General features: G+C 66.1%; 18 protein-coding genes and 3 pseudogenes. 9 read left to right on the forward strand and 12 right to left on the reverse strand.

The window, feature by feature from the left end; all coding sequences use genetic code 11:
- Window positions 1-243 precede the first annotated feature (243 nt).
- Window positions 244-675 carry a zinc-binding dehydrogenase gene (locus SALMUC_RS10435; protein WP_020041986.1) on the forward strand — a complete coding sequence of 144 codons (432 nt, stop codon included), beginning with the start codon at window positions 244-246 and terminating at the stop codon, window positions 673-675.
- Window positions 676-792: 117 nt separating this feature from the next.
- Here SALMUC_RS10435 and SALMUC_RS10440 read toward each other — a convergent pair whose 3' ends face one another.
- The 3 genes from SALMUC_RS10440 to SALMUC_RS10450 form a co-directional block, all read right to left on the reverse strand.
- Entirely contained in the window at window positions 793-1,239 is a 447-nt protein-coding gene (locus SALMUC_RS10440) for a DUF6644 family protein (RefSeq protein ID WP_020041987.1), read from the reverse strand.
- 51 nt (window positions 1,240-1,290) lie between these two features.
- Window positions 1,291-1,803, reverse strand: a complete 513-nt coding sequence (locus SALMUC_RS28205) for a DUF6152 family protein (RefSeq protein WP_020041988.1) — start codon at window positions 1,801-1,803, stop codon at window positions 1,291-1,293.
- Between the two features lie 294 nt (window positions 1,804-2,097).
- Window positions 2,098-3,177 carry a Gfo/Idh/MocA family protein gene (locus SALMUC_RS10450; protein WP_020041989.1) on the reverse strand — a complete coding sequence of 360 codons (1,080 nt, stop codon included), beginning with the start codon at window positions 3,175-3,177 and terminating at the stop codon, window positions 2,098-2,100.
- A 262-nt stretch (window positions 3,178-3,439) separates the two neighbouring features.
- Here SALMUC_RS10450 and SALMUC_RS10455 point away from each other — a divergent pair, with 262 nt between their 5' ends.
- Window positions 3,440-4,324: an AraC family transcriptional regulator gene (locus tag SALMUC_RS10455; RefSeq protein ID WP_020041990.1), complete on the forward strand. Its 885-nt coding sequence runs from the start codon at window positions 3,440-3,442 to the stop codon at window positions 4,322-4,324.
- Window positions 4,325-4,336: 12 nt separating this feature from the next.
- On the opposite strand, the gene SALMUC_RS28210 is transcribed toward SALMUC_RS10455, so the two are convergent.
- Window positions 4,337-4,984, reverse strand: a complete 648-nt coding sequence (locus SALMUC_RS28210; protein ID WP_020041991.1) for a TetR/AcrR family transcriptional regulator — start codon at window positions 4,982-4,984, stop codon at window positions 4,337-4,339.
- 318 nt (window positions 4,985-5,302) lie between these two features.
- Here SALMUC_RS28210 and SALMUC_RS30420 point away from each other — a divergent pair.
- The 4 genes and pseudogenes from SALMUC_RS30420 to SALMUC_RS30425 all read left to right on the forward strand — a co-directional run.
- Window positions 5,303-6,688: pseudogene (locus tag SALMUC_RS30420) on the forward strand (tannase/feruloyl esterase family alpha/beta hydrolase).
- Between the two features lie 35 nt (window positions 6,689-6,723).
- Window positions 6,724-6,963, forward strand: coding sequence for a carboxylesterase family protein (locus SALMUC_RS31800; protein ID WP_198014563.1), 240 nt, complete (start codon window positions 6,724-6,726; stop codon window positions 6,961-6,963).
- A pseudogene (locus SALMUC_RS31520) lies at window positions 6,920-7,108 on the forward strand (carboxylesterase family protein); the annotation flags it as partial. The gene SALMUC_RS31800 and the pseudogene SALMUC_RS31520, both read left to right, overlap by 44 nt.
- A 39-nt stretch (window positions 7,109-7,147) precedes the next feature.
- Window positions 7,148-7,289, forward strand: a pseudogene (locus SALMUC_RS30425) (integrase core domain-containing protein); the annotation flags it as partial.
- Window positions 7,290-7,784: 495 nt separating this feature from the next.
- Here SALMUC_RS30425 and gyrB read toward each other — a convergent pair.
- The 7 genes from gyrB to mutM form a co-directional block, all read right to left on the reverse strand.
- A complete protein-coding gene (gyrB, locus tag SALMUC_RS10475) occupies window positions 7,785-10,202 on the reverse strand; it encodes a DNA topoisomerase (ATP-hydrolyzing) subunit B (protein ID WP_020041995.1) in 2,418 nt (805 codons plus the stop codon).
- Between the two features lie 82 nt (window positions 10,203-10,284).
- Window positions 10,285-11,388: a DNA replication/repair protein RecF gene (gene recF / locus SALMUC_RS10480; protein ID WP_020041996.1), complete on the reverse strand. Its 1,104-nt coding sequence runs from the start codon at window positions 11,386-11,388 to the stop codon at window positions 10,285-10,287.
- Between the two features lie 138 nt (window positions 11,389-11,526).
- Entirely contained in the window at window positions 11,527-12,645 is a 1,119-nt protein-coding gene (gene dnaN / locus SALMUC_RS10485; protein ID WP_020041997.1) for a DNA polymerase III subunit beta, read from the reverse strand.
- Window positions 12,646-12,798: 153 nt separating this feature from the next.
- The gene (gene dnaA, locus SALMUC_RS10490; protein WP_021120198.1) at window positions 12,799-14,172 is read right to left on the reverse strand and encodes a chromosomal replication initiator protein DnaA; all 1,374 of its coding nucleotides are present in this window, start codon (window positions 14,170-14,172) and stop codon (window positions 12,799-12,801) included.
- Between the two features lie 491 nt (window positions 14,173-14,663).
- Window positions 14,664-14,927 carry a 30S ribosomal protein S20 gene (gene rpsT / locus SALMUC_RS10495; RefSeq protein ID WP_020041999.1) on the reverse strand — a complete coding sequence of 88 codons (264 nt, stop codon included), beginning with the start codon at window positions 14,925-14,927 and terminating at the stop codon, window positions 14,664-14,666.
- A 193-nt stretch (window positions 14,928-15,120) separates the two neighbouring features.
- The gene (locus SALMUC_RS10500) at window positions 15,121-15,897 is read right to left on the reverse strand and encodes an enoyl-CoA hydratase (protein ID WP_020042000.1); all 777 of its coding nucleotides are present in this window, start codon (window positions 15,895-15,897) and stop codon (window positions 15,121-15,123) included.
- A 65-nt stretch (window positions 15,898-15,962) separates the two neighbouring features.
- Window positions 15,963-16,814 (reverse strand): bifunctional DNA-formamidopyrimidine glycosylase/DNA-(apurinic or apyrimidinic site) lyase, encoded by an 852-nt coding sequence (gene mutM, locus SALMUC_RS10505; protein ID WP_020042001.1) that lies wholly within the window; start codon window positions 16,812-16,814, stop codon window positions 15,963-15,965.
- Window positions 16,815-16,896: 82 nt separating this feature from the next.
- On the opposite strand from mutM, the gene ubiE reads away from it, so the two are divergent.
- Genes ubiE through SALMUC_RS10520 form a run of 3 tightly spaced genes read left to right on the forward strand, consistent with a single transcriptional unit; the run spans window position 16,897 to window position 20,264 of the window.
- Window positions 16,897-17,649, forward strand: coding sequence for a bifunctional demethylmenaquinone methyltransferase/2-methoxy-6-polyprenyl-1,4-benzoquinol methylase UbiE (gene ubiE / locus SALMUC_RS10510; protein WP_020042002.1), 753 nt, complete (start codon window positions 16,897-16,899; stop codon window positions 17,647-17,649).
- A gap of 3 nt (window positions 17,650-17,652) precedes the next feature.
- Window positions 17,653-19,185, forward strand: coding sequence for a 2-polyprenylphenol 6-hydroxylase (ubiB, locus tag SALMUC_RS10515; RefSeq protein ID WP_020042003.1), 1,533 nt, complete (start codon window positions 17,653-17,655; stop codon window positions 19,183-19,185).
- A gap of 59 nt (window positions 19,186-19,244) precedes the next feature.
- The gene (locus tag SALMUC_RS10520; protein ID WP_020042004.1) at window positions 19,245-20,264 is read left to right on the forward strand and encodes an NAD-dependent epimerase/dehydratase family protein; all 1,020 of its coding nucleotides are present in this window, start codon (window positions 19,245-19,247) and stop codon (window positions 20,262-20,264) included.
- Here SALMUC_RS10520 and SALMUC_RS10525 read toward each other — a convergent pair.
- Entirely contained in the window at window positions 20,261-20,953 is a 693-nt protein-coding gene (locus SALMUC_RS10525; RefSeq protein WP_021120200.1) for a flagellar hook capping FlgD N-terminal domain-containing protein, read from the reverse strand. The two genes, SALMUC_RS10520 and SALMUC_RS10525, sit on opposite strands and share 4 nt — an antisense overlap.
- Window positions 20,954-20,958 lie beyond the last annotated feature (5 nt).

Below are 20,958 nucleotides of genomic sequence, written 5' to 3' on the forward strand. Positions count from 1 at the left end.
CGCAGCGCCTGGCTTATGGTCGTGCGCCCTCGACCAGCGTGGCCGCAACTTCGCGCGCTGCGGAGACGGCCTCTGCTCCACGATGGACCGCCGCATGGGTTGCGCTTTCGAAGAGGACAAGGGCCTGGTCCGCCAGCGATGGATCTTCCCGTCCCAGATCGAACGCGACGACCTCGGCGATCCGCCGACCTAGCGCAGGTGACACTGCAGCGCAGTTATCGAAGCGCGGAGCGGGCGGGGTGGTTGATCGAGGTCGGCCACGACGCTCCGAACCCGTTCCAGCCGGTGGCGCACGTCCCCGTTCCGCTGAAGGGCAAGCGCGTGCTGGTCAACGGCGCTGCGGGCGGCGTCGGGCACCTGGCGCTTCAGGTGGCAAAATGGCAGGGCGCGCATGTGATCGCCGTCGCCTCGGGGCGTCACGGGGACCTGCTGCGTGATCTCGGCGCGGACGAGGTGATCGACTACACGCAGGAGACCCCCGAAGAGGTCAGCACGGGCCTGGACCTGGTGCTCGACTGTGTCGGCGGGGCAGCTGCGGCACGCCTCCTGACCAGCCTGAAACCCGGCGGGGCGTTGTTCATCGTCAACCCGCTGGGCTTTGACGGGCACGCCGAGGCGGATCGGCTGGGCATCACCGTCTCCTCGACGCAGGTGCGCTCCTCGAGATCCACGTAGCTGAACAGCGATACCGTCACCTGGTCCGGTCCGCGCATCGCCACCTCCATCCATGCCGTGGTGGCGATGAGTCATGTTCCGCTACGGGCGTCGAGGCCGGAGTTTTTCAGCGGCCTGTTAAACATAGGCAAGATACCGGCCAGCCACCAGAACGCCAACCCAACCAATCATCGAGAGCGCCCCGGCGATCCTGGCGGGCCAGGGAGGAACCGCTGCCTGATCCCAGGCATGGACGGATCGGTAGATGCCGACATGGAAGATCAAGATGTTCACGCCGGAGATCAGGATAAGCCCCAGCTTCCAAGGCGCCGCCGCGCTGAGACCGACCGCACGGGCGACGCCCGTGAACATCAGGCCGCCGCTGATCGCCGCGGCCGCGAAACCGACAAGACACAGCGGCAGCACGTTGCGGGTCACCGTGGTCACGGGCACATGCCGTCCGCCCAGCCCCATCAGACGCAGGTCGACGACGATCGCCCCTCCGACCAACAGGGCGATCCCAAGGATGTGGAGGCTTTCGAGCAGAGGGTAGGCTTGCGGCGCCATGCGGACCCAGATCGCCACTGGCGTGCGTTCCAGGTCCGCGAGCGCAGAGACAAACCAGGCTGGCAAGGATCAGTTCGCCGGTTCGGGTTGGCTGGGAAAGGCCGTCAGTTGTTGCCAGACGCCCTGCCCGTCTTCCAGCCAGAACATCACGGGGCGCAGGTCATACGCGTCTTCGGCACCAAGATATCCCAGCACCTCGAGGGTTTCCCCCGTTTCGAGCGGCCGGTCGAGGCCCCAGCGGGACATCCAGCCGGGCCCTGCCAGGGTCAGGTGGATCTCCTGGTGTTCGCCCTCATAGGGCCGGGCCGACGCCATGGTTGCATCGCCCTCCGACGGGTTGGCGCCCTGTGGCCATGGACGTTCCCGGAACCCATCCGGCAATTCTGTCTGGTCCACGGTGATCGTGACCTCGCTGTGCGGATTGCCCCAGCGGACATCCGTCACGGTGCCCTGGATGTAATAGGCGCGTGTGGTCTCGAAGCTGCTCCAGCCATGATGGGCAGCCGCCGGCATCGGGGCCAGGACCAAGGACTGCACCGCGACAGTCGCGGCAAGCGCACGGGGTTTGAGGGATTTCATCATCAAGCTCTCCTGTTGTTTCGTCGACCTGCGGGCGACACCGCGAAGCTCTGGCATCAGCAGCACGAACCGTCTCTTATGATGAACAAACTAACCTGAACTCTGCGACGCACTATGCTGCGCAGGACGCGGACGCTCATGATGGGCGCTCATCAATCTTGCCGGGAAAGCGTACGCCCATGTCAGTTGCCGAGGCCGTCCTGCTCGCGGCCTCGTTATGGGCGTCTTCCTCAGGTCCTGTCTGGCCCGCGCCGCTTCGAGCGCCGGCCCGATTGTCGGGCCGGCCAAGAGCCAAAATCAGGCATTCGACGCAGAGCGTTCTATCCGGTCCAGAACTTCGTGCAATTCTACGGCATCAGCAAAGCTTGGCGCCGTGCGCGATCCGGATCGGATGTCGTTGGCCATGCGGGCATAGACCCCGGCCACGTTGCGCGCGCCCGGAAACTCGGGCTTGCCCTCGTAGAGCGACGCGTCCGGCATCTGCTCGGTCAGCTCGGTCTCGTCCCCATGCGCGCCCTTGATGGTCAGTTGCACCATCTGCGCGTGACCAAGCCCTGCGGTGACCTGAATATCGCCCTCCGTCCCGTTGATTTCCCACAGGAAATTGGTCCCACGATTGGTGCCGCCACGGTAATGGAGCGACAGCGCCGCGCCGCTGGCCATCTGGCCCTGCACCATGACCTGATCAGGCGCGGTCTTCGGCCGTTCCTCACCCGTATCGGTCACCGTCACCGTGTCGAAATTGAAGGTCTTGGTGGCGCTGAGAGGGCCGAAATCGCCCAGCACGTCGCGCACGGCGGCAAGCGTATGGCCCATCGGAATGTCCTCCATGGTGCCGCCATTGGCCTTGTCGAACAGGTAGTAAAGCGCGGCAGAGGTCGTGTTCGCCCAGTTCCCGCCCGACCCGATGAGAGAGGTCGAGAGCACGCGCCCGACATAGCCGTCGGCGATCAGGGTCTTCAGATGCTCGACTTCCAGCGCCGCACGCGCCTGGGTGCCGGCGACGGCGACAACGCCCTTTTCCTCGGCCAGCGCGGCAAGCTTGCGCGCCTCCTCCAGCCCGTTCCCCAGCGGCCATTCACAATAGACATGCTTGCCCGCGTTCAACGCGAGCCTGACCAGTTCGAAGTGGTGAGGCACCTTGACCGTGACGACGACCAGGTCGATCTGGTCCGAGGTGACGAGGTCGGCGGGCGTGTCGAAGGCTGTCAGCCCATGCGCCTCGGCCGTCCGCTGACCGCTTTCGGGGGTGCTGTTGGCAACGCCTGTGATCTCGAAGTCGTCGGTCAGGGTCTTCAGCGCCGGAAGGTGCGCGTTGAAGGCCCAGTTGCTGTCGGGGTTGAGGCCGATGAAGCCGACCTTGATGCGGTCTGCCACGGTATGATCTCCGTGTCTTGCCTGCGGGGCGCACGCGCCCGCGCAGGGGTCTTGGTGTCTGTTGTGACAGGGGGTGCCTGCCCGATCCGTGCAGCCCGGGCGGGCCCGCGCGCCGAAAGGCAGTGCGCGCCCCCTAGCGGCAGAAGGCGCAACACCCTGTCTTGCAAAGTGAAGGTATGCATAGGATCATCGGGCGCCATCATGCATTCTCTCGGAGACTTGCCTGATCCGATCAAACCGGCTGCCCATGCAGGAGGCCCGAATGCCCGAAGACATCGCAAAGCTGGCGGCGCGCGCGGCCGGGATCGTCGCGCAGCAGGATGCGGTCGACCTTCTGGAGGGCGTGACCCTTCTGTCCGCCAGATCGACCGACAGCCGCATGGCCATGTTCTTTGAACCGATGGCCGTGATCGTCTTGCAGGGCGCGATGGAGGTCACCATCGGGCAGGCCATTCTGGACTATGCGCCGGGCACCTGTTTCGTGGGCTCCATCGACCTGCCGGTGACGGGCCGGGTCACCCGGGCCAGCCGTGATGCGCCCTATCTCGCCATCCGTGTCGCCCTGCGGCGCGATGCCCTGGCAGACCTGTTGGCCGATGCGCCCCAGGTCGCTGCGGAGAAGGGCAAATGCTATGCCTTCGGGCCAGTCGCCGAGGGCCCGCCGGAGGTTTGTGCGCGCCTTCTCGCTCTGCAAGATGCCCCCGAGGACGCCGCGATCCTCGGCCCGCTGATTCAGCGCGAGCTGCTCTATCGGCTGCTGCGCGGGCCGCAAGCCGCCGCCCTGCACCAGATCGTCGCCTCGGACCCCAAGCTGACACAGGTGCGCCGGGCGCTGACCTGGATCCGCACCCACCTGGACGAAAGCGTTCCGGTGCAGGACATGGCCAATTGCGCCGGGATGAGCATCGCCTCCTTCCACCGCCATTTCCGAAACGCCACAGGCATGAGCCCCCTGCAATACCAGAAGGCCCTGCGCCTTCAGGCCCCCCGGCGCGCGATCCTGTCAGGCACCGAGATCGCCCGTGCGGGTTTCGCGGTCGGCTACGAAAGCCCCTCTCAGTTCAGCCGCGAATATGCACGGATGTTCGGCCTGGCCCCATCCAAGGACCTGAAGCGCCTCATCGATCAGGACAGCGCGGCCGTCTGAGCCCCTCAGGCTTCAGGACGGGCCATCCGACGTGACCCCGGACAGGATCAGCCGAGCGGCCGCGGGGAAGGATTTGGAGAAGGACTGGCCTTCGAACATGGGGCGCATGTCGTCCGGCACCGACGACAGATCCCGCCGCGCCGAAATATCGAACTGCGCCGCCCCCTGCATCGTCAGCATCAGCGCCGTGCTGGCCTCACGCGCCTTGTGCTCCGGCGCCCCGGTCACCTGCGCGATGAAGGCGGCAACGCGCTGCCCCATGTCCCGCATCTTCCGCTTCTCCGCAAAGAGCGACGTGTCCGGCACGTTGGCTTCGATCACCGCCACCAGCCGCGCCAAAAGCGGCACGAACAGCGGGGCTTCGGTCGGCGCACGGCCCATGACCTCGATCAGCGTGTCAGCGTTCGCCTCTGCTTCGATGATCGCGACCACCTGCGCCATCGCATCGACGAAGAGCGCGAGCAGCACCTCTTCCTTGCTGCTGAAGTAGATGTAGAGCGTGCCCTTGGACACCCCGGCCTCGGTCGCAAGGGCGTTCATGGTCATGCCGTCGATCCCGACCCTGCCAATCAGGCGCTGCGCCGCCGCAAGGATCGCATCGCGCCGCGCCTCTTTCTCGCTGTCCGAGCGCGCACGCTGCCTGTTTTTCGGCAAGACCATGTCGATTTCCTTCCTTGCACCGGGGCCAGACCTTGCTAAATGACCGGCGGTCACTATTTATCTGACCATAAGTCAATTATATGGACATCCTGGCTGAAATGCCAAGGCAGACACCCCACGAAGACCAAGACGGACACCCCCATGAAGACCCAACTGCTCACCCTTGCCCTGCTGGGGTCGACCACGCTGGCCGGTCCCGCGCTGGCCCAATCCGGAGATGCCTGCGCGGCGCTGACCGGCATCGACCTGCCGTCGACCCAGATCCGCACCGCCAGCGCTCAGGGTGCAGGAACTCTGCCACCTGACCCGATGAGCGCGATGACCGGCGGCTCGCCCCGCCCGGTCGAGGTTGGCGCGCATTGCCTGGTCGAGGGCAAGATCGAGGACCGCACCGGTGCTGACGGCAACCAATACGGCATCCGCTTCCAACTCCGGATGCCCGAGGATTGGAACGGACGGTCCCTGTTCCAGGGCGGCGGCGGCACCGACGGCTTCATCGCGCCGGCCATCGGGGCCATCCCCTCGACCGGATCGACGGCGACCCCGGCGCTGGCGCGGGGCTATGCCGTGGTCAGCATGGACGGCGGACACAACGGTCTCAACCTCGACTTCACCGCCGATCAACAGGCACGGCTGGACCTCGCCTATGCCTCCATCGGCAAGGTGACCGACACGGCCAAGTCGTTGATCCGCGCCTAATATGACGGCGCGCCCGGCCAGTCGTATTTCATGGGCTGTTCCAACGGCGGACGCGAAGCGATGATGGCCGCGCAACGCTTCCCGCTGGAGTTCGACGGCGTGGTCGTGGGCAACCCCGGCTTTCACTTGTCGCGGGCCGCAGTCGGCTCGGTCTGGGATGTTGAACAGCTAATGCCGATCGCTCCCGAGGGGCAGCTTCATGCGGCCCTGACGCCCGAGGATCTGAACCTCGTTTCGGAGGAGGTCCTCGCCCAATGCGATGCGCTGGACGAGCTGGAGGACGGTGTGGTCGCCGCCTACGGCCAGTGCGACTTCGACCCGCAGGCGCTGCGCGGGCAGCTGGACGACGACAAGCTGGACGCCCTGCTGGCCATCATGGATGGCGCCAAGGACAGCGCGGGCAACCCGGTCTACACCGGCTATCCCTGGGATCCGGGTATCAGCGCCGACGGCTGGCGCGCCTGGAAGCTGGGCACCGCCGAGCGGCCCGCGATGCACCAGAGCCTCAGCGTGCCGTCGGCCGGCGCCGTCTTCATGACGCCTCCGCAAGAGGTGCCCGCCGATCTCGACTTCGGCGAACTCGCGCGCGCCGTGGCTGATGTCGGCGGATATTTCGACGCGGACGAGACCTTCCTGACGACCTATGCCGCGCGCGGTGGCAAGATGGTGATCTTCCAAGGGGCGGCGGACCCGATCTTCTCCGCCCATGACATCGCCCGCTGGCATGACGCGGCGACCGAGGACACCGGGGATGACTTCGCCCGGCTCTTCGTGGTGCCCGGCATGACCCACTGCGGCGGCGGCCCCGCTTTCGAGGATTTCGATCCGCTGACGCTGCTGGAAGACTGGCAGGACAGCGGCGAAGCGCCGGAACGGATGCCCGCCTCTGCCCCGTCCATGCCGGACCGCCAGATGCCGGTCTGCGCCTACCCGGCCACAGCCGAATACACCGGCGGCGATGAAGCGTCGATCGACAGCTTCGCCTGCGTGACGCCCGCCCGATGACAGATGCCGCCGCCCTCCGGGGCGGCGGTTTTCACATGAGTAGACCGGCGCGCCCAGCCGCAACGAAGGAGACGATCATCACAATCGTGCTTTCCGACTTCAGCCTCGGCCGACGCGCGGTCCTGGCCGGGGCCGGCGCCGCCCTCTTCCTCGGCATTCCCTACGCGCGATCCATCGCGGGCGAAAACCGCTTCCTTCCACCGCAACCAGTCGTCTCTTGGACCGAATCCTTTGTCGCCGACCGCCACGCCGACACCGCCCCGCGAGGGCCCTGAACCGGTCGACGGCACCCCTGTCACCCCCGCCTTCGCCCCGCCAGACTACGCCGAGGCCGGGGACGACTGCCTGGCGCTGAACATCTGGGCGCCCCAGGGCGCCGAGGGCCTGCCGGTCATGGTCTGGCTGCACGGTGGCGGCTGGCAAAGCGGCTCTGGCTCCTGCGCGATCTACGATGGCACCAACCTGCGTCACGCCCGGGAGCTGATCGCTGAATGGCGCAACGACTACAATCACCACCGCCCCCACACGAGCCTCGACGGGCTCACCGTGGGAGTATCACCAACGGTCAGTCGAGGACCAAACGCTGAACAGAGCGAACTAAAGAACGCGGACTCTATGGGGAGCAGGTCAGCCAGTATCTGGTCAGCCGCGAAATGCTGGCTTGGCGAGCTCGGATGACCGGGGTCGACGACCAGTTGTCTCGAAGGTAGCGGAGCTTCCGTCTTCCCTCCATGGTAACCGCTGCCGAGTATGCACCGTGAGCCCAAGCCCTCTGGCATCCCGCTCGTCATCCCAAGGTCCGCCTGCCGCCGGTCATCTCGCTCTAAGCCGCAACCTCCGACCCTTGGCAACTTCATTCTATGGAGAATTGCTCAGCGCAGCCTTCATGGGCAATGGCCAATTCTGGGCCAGAGCAGAAAGAGGCTGCTGGCCACTTCGCTCCGTAAAGGCTCTACGCTTGATCAGTTTGCGAAGTAGGTTGCCGCTTTTGAAAGTTTCGACAACCTACTGACAAGTATAAATTTTTCACTTTTAACCCGTCATCCCTACGCGAAAAAATATTCGCGCGGCGAAAAACTACGCGCGCCTACATCCCTCAGAAATCCAAGTTCTCGACGCTCAACGCGTTCTGCTGGATGAAATCGCGGCGCGGTTCCACCACGTCGCCCATCAGCTTGGTGAAGAGGTCGTCCGCCTCTGCCATGTCGTCGATGGTCACCTGCAGCAAGGTCCGCGCATCCGGGTCCAGCGTGGTCTCCCACAGCTGGTCCGGGTTCATCTCGCCAAGGCCCTTGTAACGCTGCAGAGTCAGGCCCTTCTCGCCCTCATCGAGGATCGCCTCGAGCAGGCCAAGCGGGCCGTAGATCGCCTGGCGCCGATCCTTGCGCTCGAGCGTCGCGGGCACGTTGTAGATGTTTTGCAGCGCCTCCGTGAAACTGCCGGTGCGCCGGGCCTCGCCCGAGCGCAGCATCGGTCCGTCGAGGGTACGCACCTCCTCGACCCCGCGCAGGATGCGGGCAAGGCGAATGCCGCGATCCTGCGTGATGCGGCCCTGCCAGCCCTTCTCGTATTCGACGGCGATCAGGTCGAGCCGCTGCGCCACACGGTCGGCGACGCCCTGCAGGTCCGACTCCACCGCGCCCGGCGTAAAGGCCCCCGCAATGGCGGCCTGTTCGAGGATGTGGCGCTGGTAATGCGTCGGGAAGGCATCCAGCACGCGCTTGAGCTGGCGCGCCTCGTCCACGACACGGGTCAGGTCCTGGCCTGCGATGGCCTCGCCACTGCCGAGCGTCAGCTGTGCCCCGTCGACACCCTGCCGGATCAGATAGTCGTCGAGGCCCGCCTGGTCCTTGACGTAGACCTCGGACTTGCCGCGCGTCACCTTGAAGAGCGGGGGCTGCGCGATGTAGAGATACCCGCCCTCGATCAGTTCGGGCATCTGCCGGTAGAAGAACGTCAGCAGCAGCGTCCGGATGTGGGCCCCGTCGACGTCCGCGTCGGTCATGATGATGATCTTGTGGTAGCGCAGCTTCGAGATGTCGAACTCGTCGCGGCCGATGCCGGTGCCAAGCGCCATCACGAGGTTGCCGATCTCCTGGCTGCCCAGCATCCGGTCGAAGCGCGCGCGCTCGACGTTCAGGATCTTGCCGCGCAGGGGCAGGACGGCCTGCGTGCCCCGGTCACGCCCGGTCTGGGCCGAGCCGCCGGCCGAGTCGCCCTCGACCAGGAAGAGCTCGGTCTTGGAGGGATCCTTCTCGGAACAATCCTTGAGCTTGCCCGCGAGGTAGTTCACGTCCATCGCCGTCTTGCGCCGCGTCAACTCGCGCGCCTTGCGCGCCGCCTCGCGCGCCAGCGCCGCCTCGACGATCTTTCCGACGATGACCTTCGCCTCGTTCGGGTGCTCGTCGAACCACTCGGCCAGCTTTTCGCTCACAAGGTTTTCCACAGCCGGGCGCACCTCGGAGGACACCAGCTTGTCCTTGGTCTGGGACGAGAATTTCGGATCAGGCACCTTCACCGAGAGCACGCAGGTCAGGCCTTCCCTTGCGTCATCCCCAGTGAAATTCACCTTCTCCTTGCGTGCGAGCCCGCTGTCCGCCGCATAGCGTGTCAGCGTCCGGGTCAGCGCCCCGCGGAAGCCCGCCATGTGCGTGCCGCCGTCGCGCTGCGGGATGTTGTTGGTGAAGGGCAGCACCATCTCGTTGAAGCTGTCGTTCCACCACATCGCCACCTCGACGCCGATGCCGTCGCGCTCGCCCACCATGTGGATCGGATCGGACATCATCGGGTGCTTCGAGCGGTCGAGATACTTCACGAACTCGCGGACACCGCCCTCGTAGTGCAATTCGCTGCGCAGCGGCTCGGCCGGGCGTTCGTCCGCGAGAATGATGCGCACGCCCGAGTTCAGGAAGGCGAGCTCGCGCAGGCGCTTCTCCAGCGTGGCGAACTCATAGTCGAGATTGCTGAAGGTCTCGGTCGAGGCCAGGAAGCGCACCTCGGTCCCGGTCTCGCCCTCGGCCTCGCCGGTGACGCGCAGATGTTCGACCGTCTCGCCGTGCTCGAAACGGGCATAGTGCTCCTTGCCGTCGCGCCAGATGCGCAGCTCGAGCCAGACCGAGAGCGCGTTCACCACCGAGACGCCCACGCCGTGCAGGCCGCCGGAGACCTTGTAGGAGTTCTGGTCGAACTTCCCGCCAGCGTGCAGCTGGGTCATGATGACCTCGGCTGCCGAAACACCCTCGCCCTCGTGCAAATCGACCGGGATCCCGCGACCGTTGTCCCGGACCGAGACGCTGTTATCGGCGTGGATCTTGACCAGCACGAAATCGGCATGCCCGGCCAGCGCCTCGTCGATGCCGTTGTCCACGACCTCGTAGACCATGTGATGCAGGCCGGAGCCGTCATCTGTGTCCCCGATATACATGCCGGGGCGCTTGCGCACCGCCTCCAGGCCCTTGAGAACCTTGATGGAATTCGCGCCGTAATCGTTCTGGGCGCCTGCGGGTTCGGCCATGCCGCCTTCCTTCATGATATTTGAGGATTTTATACGCGGAACGGGGGAGATTGTCACGCCGCTGACACAAGATTTGGGGGGGTCATTCGCGCTTTTCAACCAGCGATTGGCCGGCCTCCTCGGTGACGTGCAGGCGCTGCGCCCGGGCGCCGAGATCGTCGAACAGCTCCGGGCCCGTGCCGGTCATCCAGGCCTGGGCACCCAGCGCGCAGATCTCGTCGTAAAGCGCCGCACGCCGGTCGGAATCGAGATGCGCCGAAACCTCGTCCAGCAGCAGGATCGGGGGTGCGCCGATGTCAGTGGCAAGCGCCCGGGCATTGGCAAGGATCAGCGAGATCAGCAGCGCCTTCTGCTCGCCGGTCGAACAGTCGGCCGCCGGCACACCCTTGGCGGCATAGACCCCGCGCAGGTCAGCGCGGTGCGGCCCGACCAGCGCGCGACCGGCGGCCAGGTCGCGAAAGCGGCTCTCGGCGAGCGCCGCGGCAAGGTCGGCCTCGGTCCCGGGGATCTCGGCTTCGGTCGAGACCAGCTCGAGCTCGGCCGCCGGAAACGAGGTCTCGGCACCGGCCTGCGCCTCCGACAGCCGCTCCAGTGCGGCCCGCCGGTTCGCTGTCAGCACCGCGCCGCCCTGCGCCATCTGCGCCTCGAGCGCGGCATACCAGTGCGGGTCGCGCACCTGGTCCTTGAGCAGGCGGTTGCGCTCGCGCATCGCCTTTTCATAGGCCAGCGCCGCCTCGGCATGGTCCGGAAAGAAACTCAGCGCCATTCGGTCGAGGAATCGACGCCGCCCTTCGGGCCCCTCGATCCAGAGCCGGTCCATCGAGGGCACCAGCCAGAGAACCCGGGACAGACGCCCCAGCGCCGTCTGTGGCGCCGGCTTTCCGTCGATCTGCACCTGCCGCGCAGATCCACCCTCGGACCGGAAGTCGATCTCGTGCAGGCCCCCCGGGGTCTGCAGAAGGCCCAAAACGGTCCAGCCGAGGTCTTCCGGTCGGCGCGCCATGTCCGGCGCGGCCGCGCGCCTCAGCCCACGACCCGGCGAGAAGAGTGAAACCGCTTCGATCAGGTTGGTCTTGCCAGCACCATTCGGGCCGAAGATCGCCACCGGCCGCGCATCGACCTCCACCACAGCGCGTTTGTGCGAGCGGAAGTGCGACAGGCTCAGGCGGGACAGGTGGAGGCTCATGCGCCGGACCCTCGGGCGCGGTGCCGCGACGACAGGGGATCATGCGTATTTTCGGAAAGATGAAAGGGATGCGGATTCCGGTCTTTCATCTTTCTCCAAATACGCAAAGGCGGCTCTGGCGGACGGGTCGCGGCCAGCTCACACCCGCATCGGCATCACGACATAGACCGCGCTGGTATCGGACCCCTCGCGCATCAGCGTCGGGTCGCCCGAGGAGTTGAACAGGAATACCGCGTTCTCGCGGTCGACCTGGTCGGCGATCTCTTGCAGGTACTTCGCGTTGAAGCCGATCTCGAGCGGCTCGTCGCCGTAGGCCACGGCCAGCTCTTCCTCGGCGGCACCGCTGTCCGGAGCGTTCACCGACAGCACGAGGCGGTCCTCGTCGAGCTGCAGCTTGACCGCCCGCGACCGCTCGGACGACACGGTGGCCACACGGTCCACGGCCTTGGCGAATTCCTTGGCATCGACCTCGAGCCGGCGCGTGTTGCCCATTGGGATCACGCGGGAGTAATCGGGGAAGGTGCCGTCGATCACCTTGGAGGTCAGCGTGATATCGGGCGTGGCGAAGCGCACCTTGGTCTCGGAGACCGAGACCGCGATGTCCATCTCGTCGTCGTCGAGCAGCTTGCGCAGCTCATTCACCGTCTTGCGCGGCACGATCACCCCCGGCATCTCCTCGGCCCCGGCGGGCAGCGCCGCGTCGATGCGGGCGAGCCGGTGGCCGTCGGTTGCCACGCAGCGCAGCACCCGGCCCTCCTCGCTCTCCGCGACGTGCATGTAGACGCCGTTCAGGTAGTAGCGCGTCTCCTCGGTCGAGATGGCGAACTTCGACTTGTCGTAGAGCCGGCGCAGCACCTCGGCCTTGGCGGAGAAGTTCGAGGAGTACTCCGAGGAGGCCATGACCGGGAAATCCTCGCGCGGGAGCGTCGCGAGATTGAAGTTCGACCGGCCCGCGGTGACCGTCAGCCGCCCGGAGGCGGCATCGTCGGCCAGTTGCACCAGCGCGCCGTCCGGCAGCTTCCGGACGATCTCGTGCAGGGTCACGGCCGAGACGGTGGTGGCGCCCGCGCGCTCGACCTGCGCCGGGGCGCGGTCCAGCACCTCGATGTCGAGGTCCGTCGCGCGGAAGCTGACGGTATCGCCCTCGGCCTCGATCAGCACGTTGGCCAGGATCGGAATCGTGTTGCGGCGTTCGACCACCGATTGCGCCTGGCTTACCGCCTTGAGCAGGACCGCCCGTTCAATGCTGACTTTCATCACCCTCGCCCTCCGCATGGCCGGAGGCGCAGCCTAGCGCCCTGCGCGGCATGCTCCAACCCTGTTTTGCCGATTGATCGAAGAGTTTTCCGGCAGCGTCAAGGGCATGGCGCCCGTTCCCGCGGGCCCATGCGCTTGTGTTGTGATGGGGTCTCACGCTTCGAGCGCGCGGCGCAGCAATTCGACGTCGTCGGCGATCTGGCTGTCCTGCGAGCGCAGCTCCTCGATGCGCTTCACGCCGTGCATGACGGTGGTGTGGTCGCGCCCGCCGAAGCGGCGGCCGATCTCGGGCAGTGACCGTGCGGTGAGCTGCTTGCACAGGTACATCGCCACTTGCCGTGGCCGGGCGAAATTGCGCACCCGCTTGGGCCCGATCAGGTCGCTGAGGCGGATGTTGTAGTGCTCGGCCACCTTGCGCTGAATCTCCTCGATCGAGATCTTGCGGTCCGAGGCGCGCAGCACGTCGGCGAGACAGTCCTGCGTGAGTTCCATCGTGATCGGCTGGCCCACCAGCGAGGCGAAGGCGAAGAGGCGGGTCAGCGCGCCCTCGAGCACGCGGACGTTGGTAGAGATGCGGTGCGCGAGGAACTCGAGGATGCCGGCGTCCACCTCCAGCGCGGGATACTGGCTGCGGTAGCTGTCTACCTTGGATTGCAGGATGCCGAGGCGCAGCTCGTAGTCGGTGGGGTGCAGGTCGACGACCAGGCCCGACTGCAGGCGGCTGCGGATGCGGTTCTCGAGGTCCTTGATCTCGTCGGGGGCGCGGTCGGCCGAGATCACGATCTGCTTGTTCTGGTCCACCAGCGCGTTGAACGTGTGGAAGAACTCTTCCTGGGTGCTGTCCTTGCCGGCGATGAACTGCACGTCGTCGACCATCAGCACGTCGACCGAGCGGAAGAGCTCCTTGAAGTCCATCATCCGGCGCTCGCGCAGGGCCTGCACGAAGCGGTACATGAACTGTTCGGCCGACAGGTAGAGGACGTTCAGCTCGGGGTGGCGGGTGCGCAGCTCCCAGCTGATGGCGTGCATGAGGTGCGTCTTGCCGAGGCCGACGCCGCCGTAGAGGAACAGCGGGTTGAAGGTGACCTGTCCGCCCTCGGCGACGCGCTTTGCGGCCGCGTGGGCGAGCTCGTTCGGCTTGCCGACGACGAAGCTTTCGAAGGTGAAGCGGGCATCCAGCGGGGCGCTGGGAAGCAGGTCGGTCGCGGCGCCGTTGGTCGCCTGGGGCTGGGCGGCGGGTGTCGGAGCGGCCGCCCGCGGCGTGCCGGCGTCCGGGCGCGGCGCGTTGGCGACGCGGAACTGCAGCCGGCGCACCTGGTCGTTCAGCGACGCGACATGCGACAGCAGAAGATCACCGTAGTTCTGCGACACGTAGGTGCCGATGAAGTTCGTCGGCACGTGGAACACCGCGACCTCGCCGTCCTCGATTCCGTGGAATTCGAGCGGCTTGATCCAGGTCTTGTAGTTGTTCTCGCCGATGGTGCTGCTCAGACGGTCCTGCAACGCGCCCCATTGTTCCTTTATCATCTCGTCCCCGCTTTTGTGATGCGGACCCCAAATCCGCAATTGCCCGTCGCGAGCCAGCAACGCCCGGGGAAAGGATGCACGCCCCGTTGCCTGACGGCACGGGCTGGAATGGCCTGCCATTCCTGTCGAAAAGCGTCCCGAGTTGCGTGGCCGGTGCCTGTCCGGATCCCGCATGCAGGCGCTGTTCGCGCATCGATATATTGGACTGGCCGGGCGTGATGCCCGTGGAATTGCCGGCCTGCAGCAGACCGTCAAACCCGCAGAGAGCTCGCCACGCAATATGGGCCGCGTCTCTGCCTGCCTGTCCCCCCAAGCGATATGACTCGCTCGGGGAAATTACCAACCTTCGACAAAGAGCGGCAACTGAACATCTGCCTTGACTCACGGTATTCCAGAAAAGAATCTCGCGAAACGATATTCAGTGGCTCAAACGACAAAAGGCGCCACATGTGGTGGCGCCTTTTCGATCAGCTCGAGTCGACTGTGGCTTTTCAGCCCAGCGCCTTCACCCGTGACGAGAGGCGCGACATCTTCCGCGCGGCGGTGTTCTTGTGGAAGACGCCCTTGGTCACACCGCGCATCAGCTCGGGCTGAGCGGCGCGGAGCGCGGCCTGTGCGGCGGCCTTGTCGCCCGAGGCAATCGCCTCTTCGACCTTGCGGAGGAAAGTGCGGATACGCGAGCGGCGCGCGCGGTTGACGTCGAACCGCTTGGTGTTCTGGCGGGCGCGTTTCTTGGACTGCGGCGTGTTGGCCATGATGATCGTTCCTGGTCTTGTATCGGGTCAGTGACTGTTCGGCATGCAACACCTGTCAGACCCGGGTCACGAGACCGGACCGATTCTAGCCTGAGCGGGCATCACACGCATGTATCGGGCGCCTATAGACGGTTTTGCGCGAAATGCAAAGGCATTCGCGCAAAACCTCCCGTCCGGGCAGCCGGACAAGGCCTCAGCGGTCTCGGAACTGCGGGCTGCGCTTCTCCAGGAATGCAGACATGCCTTCCTTCTGGTCTTCGGTGGCGAAGAGCGAATGGAACAGGCGGCGCTCGAAGAGCAGGCCTTCTTCCTGGGTCGTCTCGTAGGACCGGTTCACCGCCTGCTTGGCGGCGATGGAGGCAAGCAGCGACTTCTCCGAGATCTTCTCGGCGGCCTGCCGCGCCTCTTCCAGAACCTTCTTCGGCGGCACGACGCGGCTCACCAGCCCCGAGCGCTCGGCCTCTTCGGCATCCATGAAGCGACCGGTGAGGTGCATGTCCATCGCCTTGGCCTTGCCGACGTAGCGCGTCAGGCGCTGGGTGCCGCCCATGCCGGCGATCACGCCGAGGTTGATCTCGGGCTGGCCGAACTTGGCGTTCTCGCCCGCGATGATGAAGTCGCACATCATCGCCAGTTCGCAGCCGCCGCCCAGCGCGTAGCCCGCGACCGCGGCGATCACCGGCTTGCGCACGTTCGAGATCGTCCGCATGGCCGGCTCGAAGTAGTCCGACATGTACATGTCGACAAAGCTCTTGTCCGACATCTCCTTGATGTCGGCACCGGCGGCAAAGGCCTTAGCCGAGCCGGTGATGATGATGCAGCGCACCTTGTCGTTCGCGTCGGCCTCACCCAGCGCCTTCGAAAGCTCCTGCAGAAGCTGGCTGTTCAGCGCGTTCAGGGCATCCGGGCGATTCAGGGTGATGATGGCGACGTGGTCCTCGATCTCGACGATGATCGACTCGTAGGCCATGGCTTCGGGCTCCCAAGCGTTAGCGTCCAAACGCGAGCCTTAACACCTTGGAGCCCGCGATCAAGTTATCTTTGACAGGCCGGGCAGTAGAACGTCGAGCGCCCGGATTGCACGATTCGATGCACGGTCTTCGTGCAGTCCGGCGTGCGGCACGGTTGCCCCTCGCGGCCGTAGACGTCGAAGGAATGCTGGAAATATCCAAGCTCACCATCGGCTTGGCGGTAGTCACGCAATGACGATCCGCCTGCGGCGATGGCCTCGTCCAGCACCGCACGGATGACGGGCACCAGGGTGGCGATGCGGCGTTCGGAAATGCGCCTGACCCTGCGGGCGGGATGGATGCCGCAACGGAACAGCGCCTCGCAGACGTAGATGTTGCCCAGCCCGGCGACGATCTTCTGGTCGAGCAGCGCGGCCTTGATGGGGGTGTTCCGCCCCGCCAGCGCCGCAACGAGATGGGATTCGCTGAAGGTGTTTCCAAGCGGTTCCGGCCCGATCGCGGCCAGCAGGGGATGCGCCTCGGTGGCGTCGGTCGGCATCAGGTCCATCGCCCCGAAGCGGCGCGGGTCGTTGAAGGTCACCCGTGCGCCGCTCTCCATGTGAAAGACGACGTGATCGTGCTTCGCGGGCGCCGGATGGTCGTGCACGAAGCGCCCCAGCGGGTCGCCCGAGATCAGCATGCGCCCCGACATCCCGAGGTGCACCAGCAACGTCTCGCCACTGTCGAGATCGGCAAGGATGTACTTCGACCGCCGCCGCAGCCGCTCCACCCTCGCGCCGGTCAGCCGCTCGGCCATGCGCGGCGGAAAGGGCCAGCGCAGGTCGGGGCGGTTCACCTCGGCCCGGGCGATGCGCAGCCCCTCCATCACCGGGGCAAGGCCACGGCGCACGGTTTCGACCTCGGGCAGTTCGGGCATGGACGTCCTCTTTCGCATGGGTCGCATTGCAGCGCGCCCCCGCCGCCCTATAAGGAGTCCCGAGCAGCAGACGGCAAGGGCCATGACCGACGAGACTGGAAAAACCACGCATTTCGGCTTTGCCGAGATCCCCGAGACGGAAAAGGCCGGCCGCGTGCGCGGCATCTTCGGCTCGGTGGCGTCGAAATACGACGTGATGAACGACGCCATGTCGATGGGCATCCACCGGGTGTGGAAGGACGCGATGATGGACTGGCTTGCGCCCCGTCCCGGCCAGCGGCTGCTGGACGTGGCCGGCGGCACAGGCGACATCGCCTTCCGCTTCCTCAAGCGGGCCGGATACGGCCACGCCACGGTGCTGGACCTGACCGAGCCCATGCTGGTCGAAGGCCGCAAGCGGGCCGAGGCGGCGGAAATGGCCGATCAGCTGGACTGGGTGGTGGGGGACGCGATGGCGCTGCCCTTTCCGGCCAACAGCTTCGACGTCTACACGATCTCCTTCGGCATCCGGAACGTCACCCGGCCGCAGGATGCGCTGGCCGAGGCCTACCGCGTGCTGAAACCCGGCGGCCGCCTCATGGTGCTGGAGTTCAGCCAGATCCCCAACGAGCTGATGCAGTGGGCCTATGACCTCTACTCCTTCAACATCATCCCGCGCATGGGCCAGCTGATCGCGGGTGATCGCGACAGTTACCAATACCTCGTCGAGTCGATCCGCCGCTTCCCCGACCAGGAAACCTTCCTTGGCATGGTGCGCGACGCGGGTTTCGGGCAGGCGAAATACCGCAACCTCTCGATGGGCATTGCCTGCCTGCATTCCGGCTGGAAGCTGTAGCGCGTGAAGGGCCCGCACAATATCTGGCGCCTGGTTCGCACCGGCGCCACGCTGGAACGCACCGGCGCCATGGGCGTCGTGCTGGATGCCTTCGACGCGCCGCGGCCGCTGCGCATCGCCGCGCGCCTGCTGGGCTGGCCCTTCAAGTGGCTGGGCTACGAGGGCGACCCCTCGATGCCGCCGGCCACGCGCGCGCTCTCTGCGCTGGGGCCGGCCTACATCAAGTTCGGGCAGATCCTTTCGACCCGCCCCGACGTGGTGGGCAACGAGCTGGCTCAGCAGTTGCGCGTTCTGCAGGACAAGCTGCCGCCCTTCTCCATCGAGACCGCAAGGCAACAGGTCCGGGCCGAGCTTGGTCTGACCGTGGAGGAGGCCTTTTCCGAGTTCGGCGAACCGGTCGCCGCGGCCTCGATCGCGCAGGTGCACAAGGCACGTCTGGCCGAAACCGGCCAGCCCGTCGCCGTCAAGGTGCTGCGCCCGGGGATCGAGCGTGCCTTCCGCACGGATATCGACGCCTTCTACTTCTCGGCCTTCGTGATCGAGACGCTCGCGCCCTCGGCGCGCCGGCTCCGGCCTCGCGACGTGGTCGCGCATTTCGAGAGCGTTGTGCTGGGCGAGCTGGACCTGCGGCTGGAATCGGCCGCCGCGAGCGAATTCGCCGCCAATACCGAGGGTGACGCAGGCTTCCAGCTGCCCGAAGTGGTCTGGGGCCTGTCCGGCCGCAGGGTCATGACCATGAGCTGGGCCGAGGGCGTGCCGCTGGGCGACAACGACGCCATCGACCGGGCCGGCCACGACCGCGTCGCACTGAGCGAGCGGGTGCTTCAGCTCTTCCTGAACCACGCCCTGCGCGATGGCTATTTCCACGCCGACATGCACCAGGGCAATCTCAAGGTCGCGCCCAACGGCGATATCGTCGCCTATGATTTCGGCATCATGGGGCATATCGACGAATACACCCGAAGGGTCTACGCCGAGATTCTCTACGGGTTCATTCGCCGCGACTACAAGCGCGTCGCCGAGGTGCACTTCGAGGCGGGCTACGTCCCCGCGGACCGCGACGTCGACGAATTCGCCCGCGCCCTGCGCGCGGTGGGCGAGCCCATCTTCGGCATGGACGCCACGCGGATCTCCATGGCGCGGCTGCTCTCCTATCTCTTCGAGGTGACGGAGCGTTTCGGCATGGAGACACGGACCGAGCTGATCCTGCTGCAGCGCACCATGGTGGTGGTCGAGGGCGTGGCACGCTCGCTCAATCCGCACATGAACATCTGGCGCGTCGCGCACCCCGTGGTCGAGGACTACATCAAGAACGCCATCGGCCCCCGCGCCTCGGTCCGCGACCTGACCCGCGCGGCGCAGGTGCTCGCGCGCTTCGGCCCGCGCCTGCCGGGCCTTGTCGAGGCCGCGCTCATCCGTCAGGCTGATCCGCGAGAGCCGCCCAGGCGCAACCCATGGCCCGGGCGCCTGTTCTGGGGCGGCGGCGGCACCGCCCTTGGCGCGGCGCTTGTCCTGCTCTGGCATGTCTCGGCCTGACAGCCTGGCAACCCGGCTTTTTCGGCCCGACGGGCCCCGATCCTGAAAGGAACGATCGCATGGCAGAGACCGATCGCACGGCGCTTGTCACCGGGTCCGCCGGGTTCATCGGGTTCCACCTGTGCCAGCGCCTGCTGGACGAGGGCTACCGCGTCGTTGGCGTGGACGCGCTGACGGACTACTACGACGTGGGGCTCAAGAAACGGCGGCACGCGATCCTCGGCAGCAACGCGCGCTTTCAGCCGGTGATCCAGAGGATCGAAGACGTGGGGGCTTTGGCTGCGCTCTTTGACCGGGTGAAGCCGGACCTTGTCGTGCATCTCGCGGCACAGGCGGGCGTTCGCTACTCGATCGAGGCGCCGCGGTCCTACGCGCAGTCCAACCTGCTCGGCACGATGGAGGTGCTTGAGGCGGCGCGGGCCGTGCCACCGGCGCACCTGCTCATGGCCTCGACCTCTTCGGTCTATGGCGCCAACACCGAGATGCCCTACCGCGAGACGATGAAGGCCGATCACCAGATGTCCTTCTACGCGGCGACGAAGAAGGCGAACGAGGCCATGGCGCATTCCTATGCGCATCTTTACGACCTGCCGATCACCATGTTCCGGTTCTTCACGGTCTACGGGCCCTGGGGACGGCCCGACATGGCGCTCTTCAAGTTCGTGGAAGCGATCCTCGGCGGCCGGCCCATCGACATCTACAACCACGGCAACATGCGCCGCGATTTCACCTATGTCGGCGACCTGATCGAAGGGCTGCGACGCCTGGCCGGGGTGCCCCCGGTCATCGGCCAGTCGGTCGAGGGCGACAGCCTGTCGCCCGTGGCCCCGTTTCGCGTCCTCAACATCGGGCACGGCGCGCCGCAACCGCTCGAGGATTTCGTCTCGGCCATCGAGCGGGCCCTCGGCCAGCCGGCGCAACGCAACTACATGGACATGCAGCCCGGTGACGTGCCCGCGACATGGGCCGATACCGCGCTGCTCACCCAGCTCACCGGCCCCCTGCCCCGCACCCCGCTCGACGAGGGCGTCGCGGCCTTCGTCGACTGGTATCGCAGCTACCGCGAGACCCAGGGCTAGCTCGCCCCGTCCGGCGAGCGCAGGCCGATCACCGTGTCGGCCTGAACCAGAGACCCATCCGAGAGAGTCAGGTACACATATCCCGCCTCCTCACGCACTTCGCCGATCTCACTGTAGGCCAGCGCGGTATGCGTGTTGATGAGTTCCCCCTCGGCGTAGCTTTCGATCTCGAAACTGTAGACCCCGTTCGGCACATCACCGCCACCGCCATCCTTGCCGTCCCAGGTGAAGAATGGGTCGGAAAGGTCGAGCTGGTGCGTGGCAACCACGTCGCCGGATGAATCGTAGATCACTAGGCGCGCGCTCTCGGCGCCATTCGCGCCCTCGGGACGCAGCTCGATCGGTTGACCCTCGTAGCGGACCGGCGCGCGGGCCAGCGCCTCCATGCCTACCCAGGCGGCCATCTGCTGGAATGCACTCCCTGCCAACTGCGCGCCCAGGTTGGTGAGAAGGTCGTTGGTAAGCACCTGCTGTTCGACCTGCGAAAAGGTTGCCAGCTGGGTGGCATAGTCCGATGCGTCGAGCGGATTGAGCGGATCCTGGTTCTGCATCTGCGCGGTCAGCATGGTCAGAAAGGTTTCGAAATCCGAACTCAGCACCGCGGCGTTACTCCTTGCAGCGGCGGTGTTGGTCGTCGCATTGGCTCCGACGGTCGCCATGGAAGCCGGTTTTGTTGTCATTTCGGTCATTCGCC

The sequence above is a fragment of the Salipiger mucosus DSM 16094 genome, from assembly GCF_000442255.1.
In the GTDB taxonomy this organism is placed as follows: domain Bacteria; phylum Pseudomonadota; class Alphaproteobacteria; order Rhodobacterales; family Rhodobacteraceae; genus Salipiger; species Salipiger mucosus.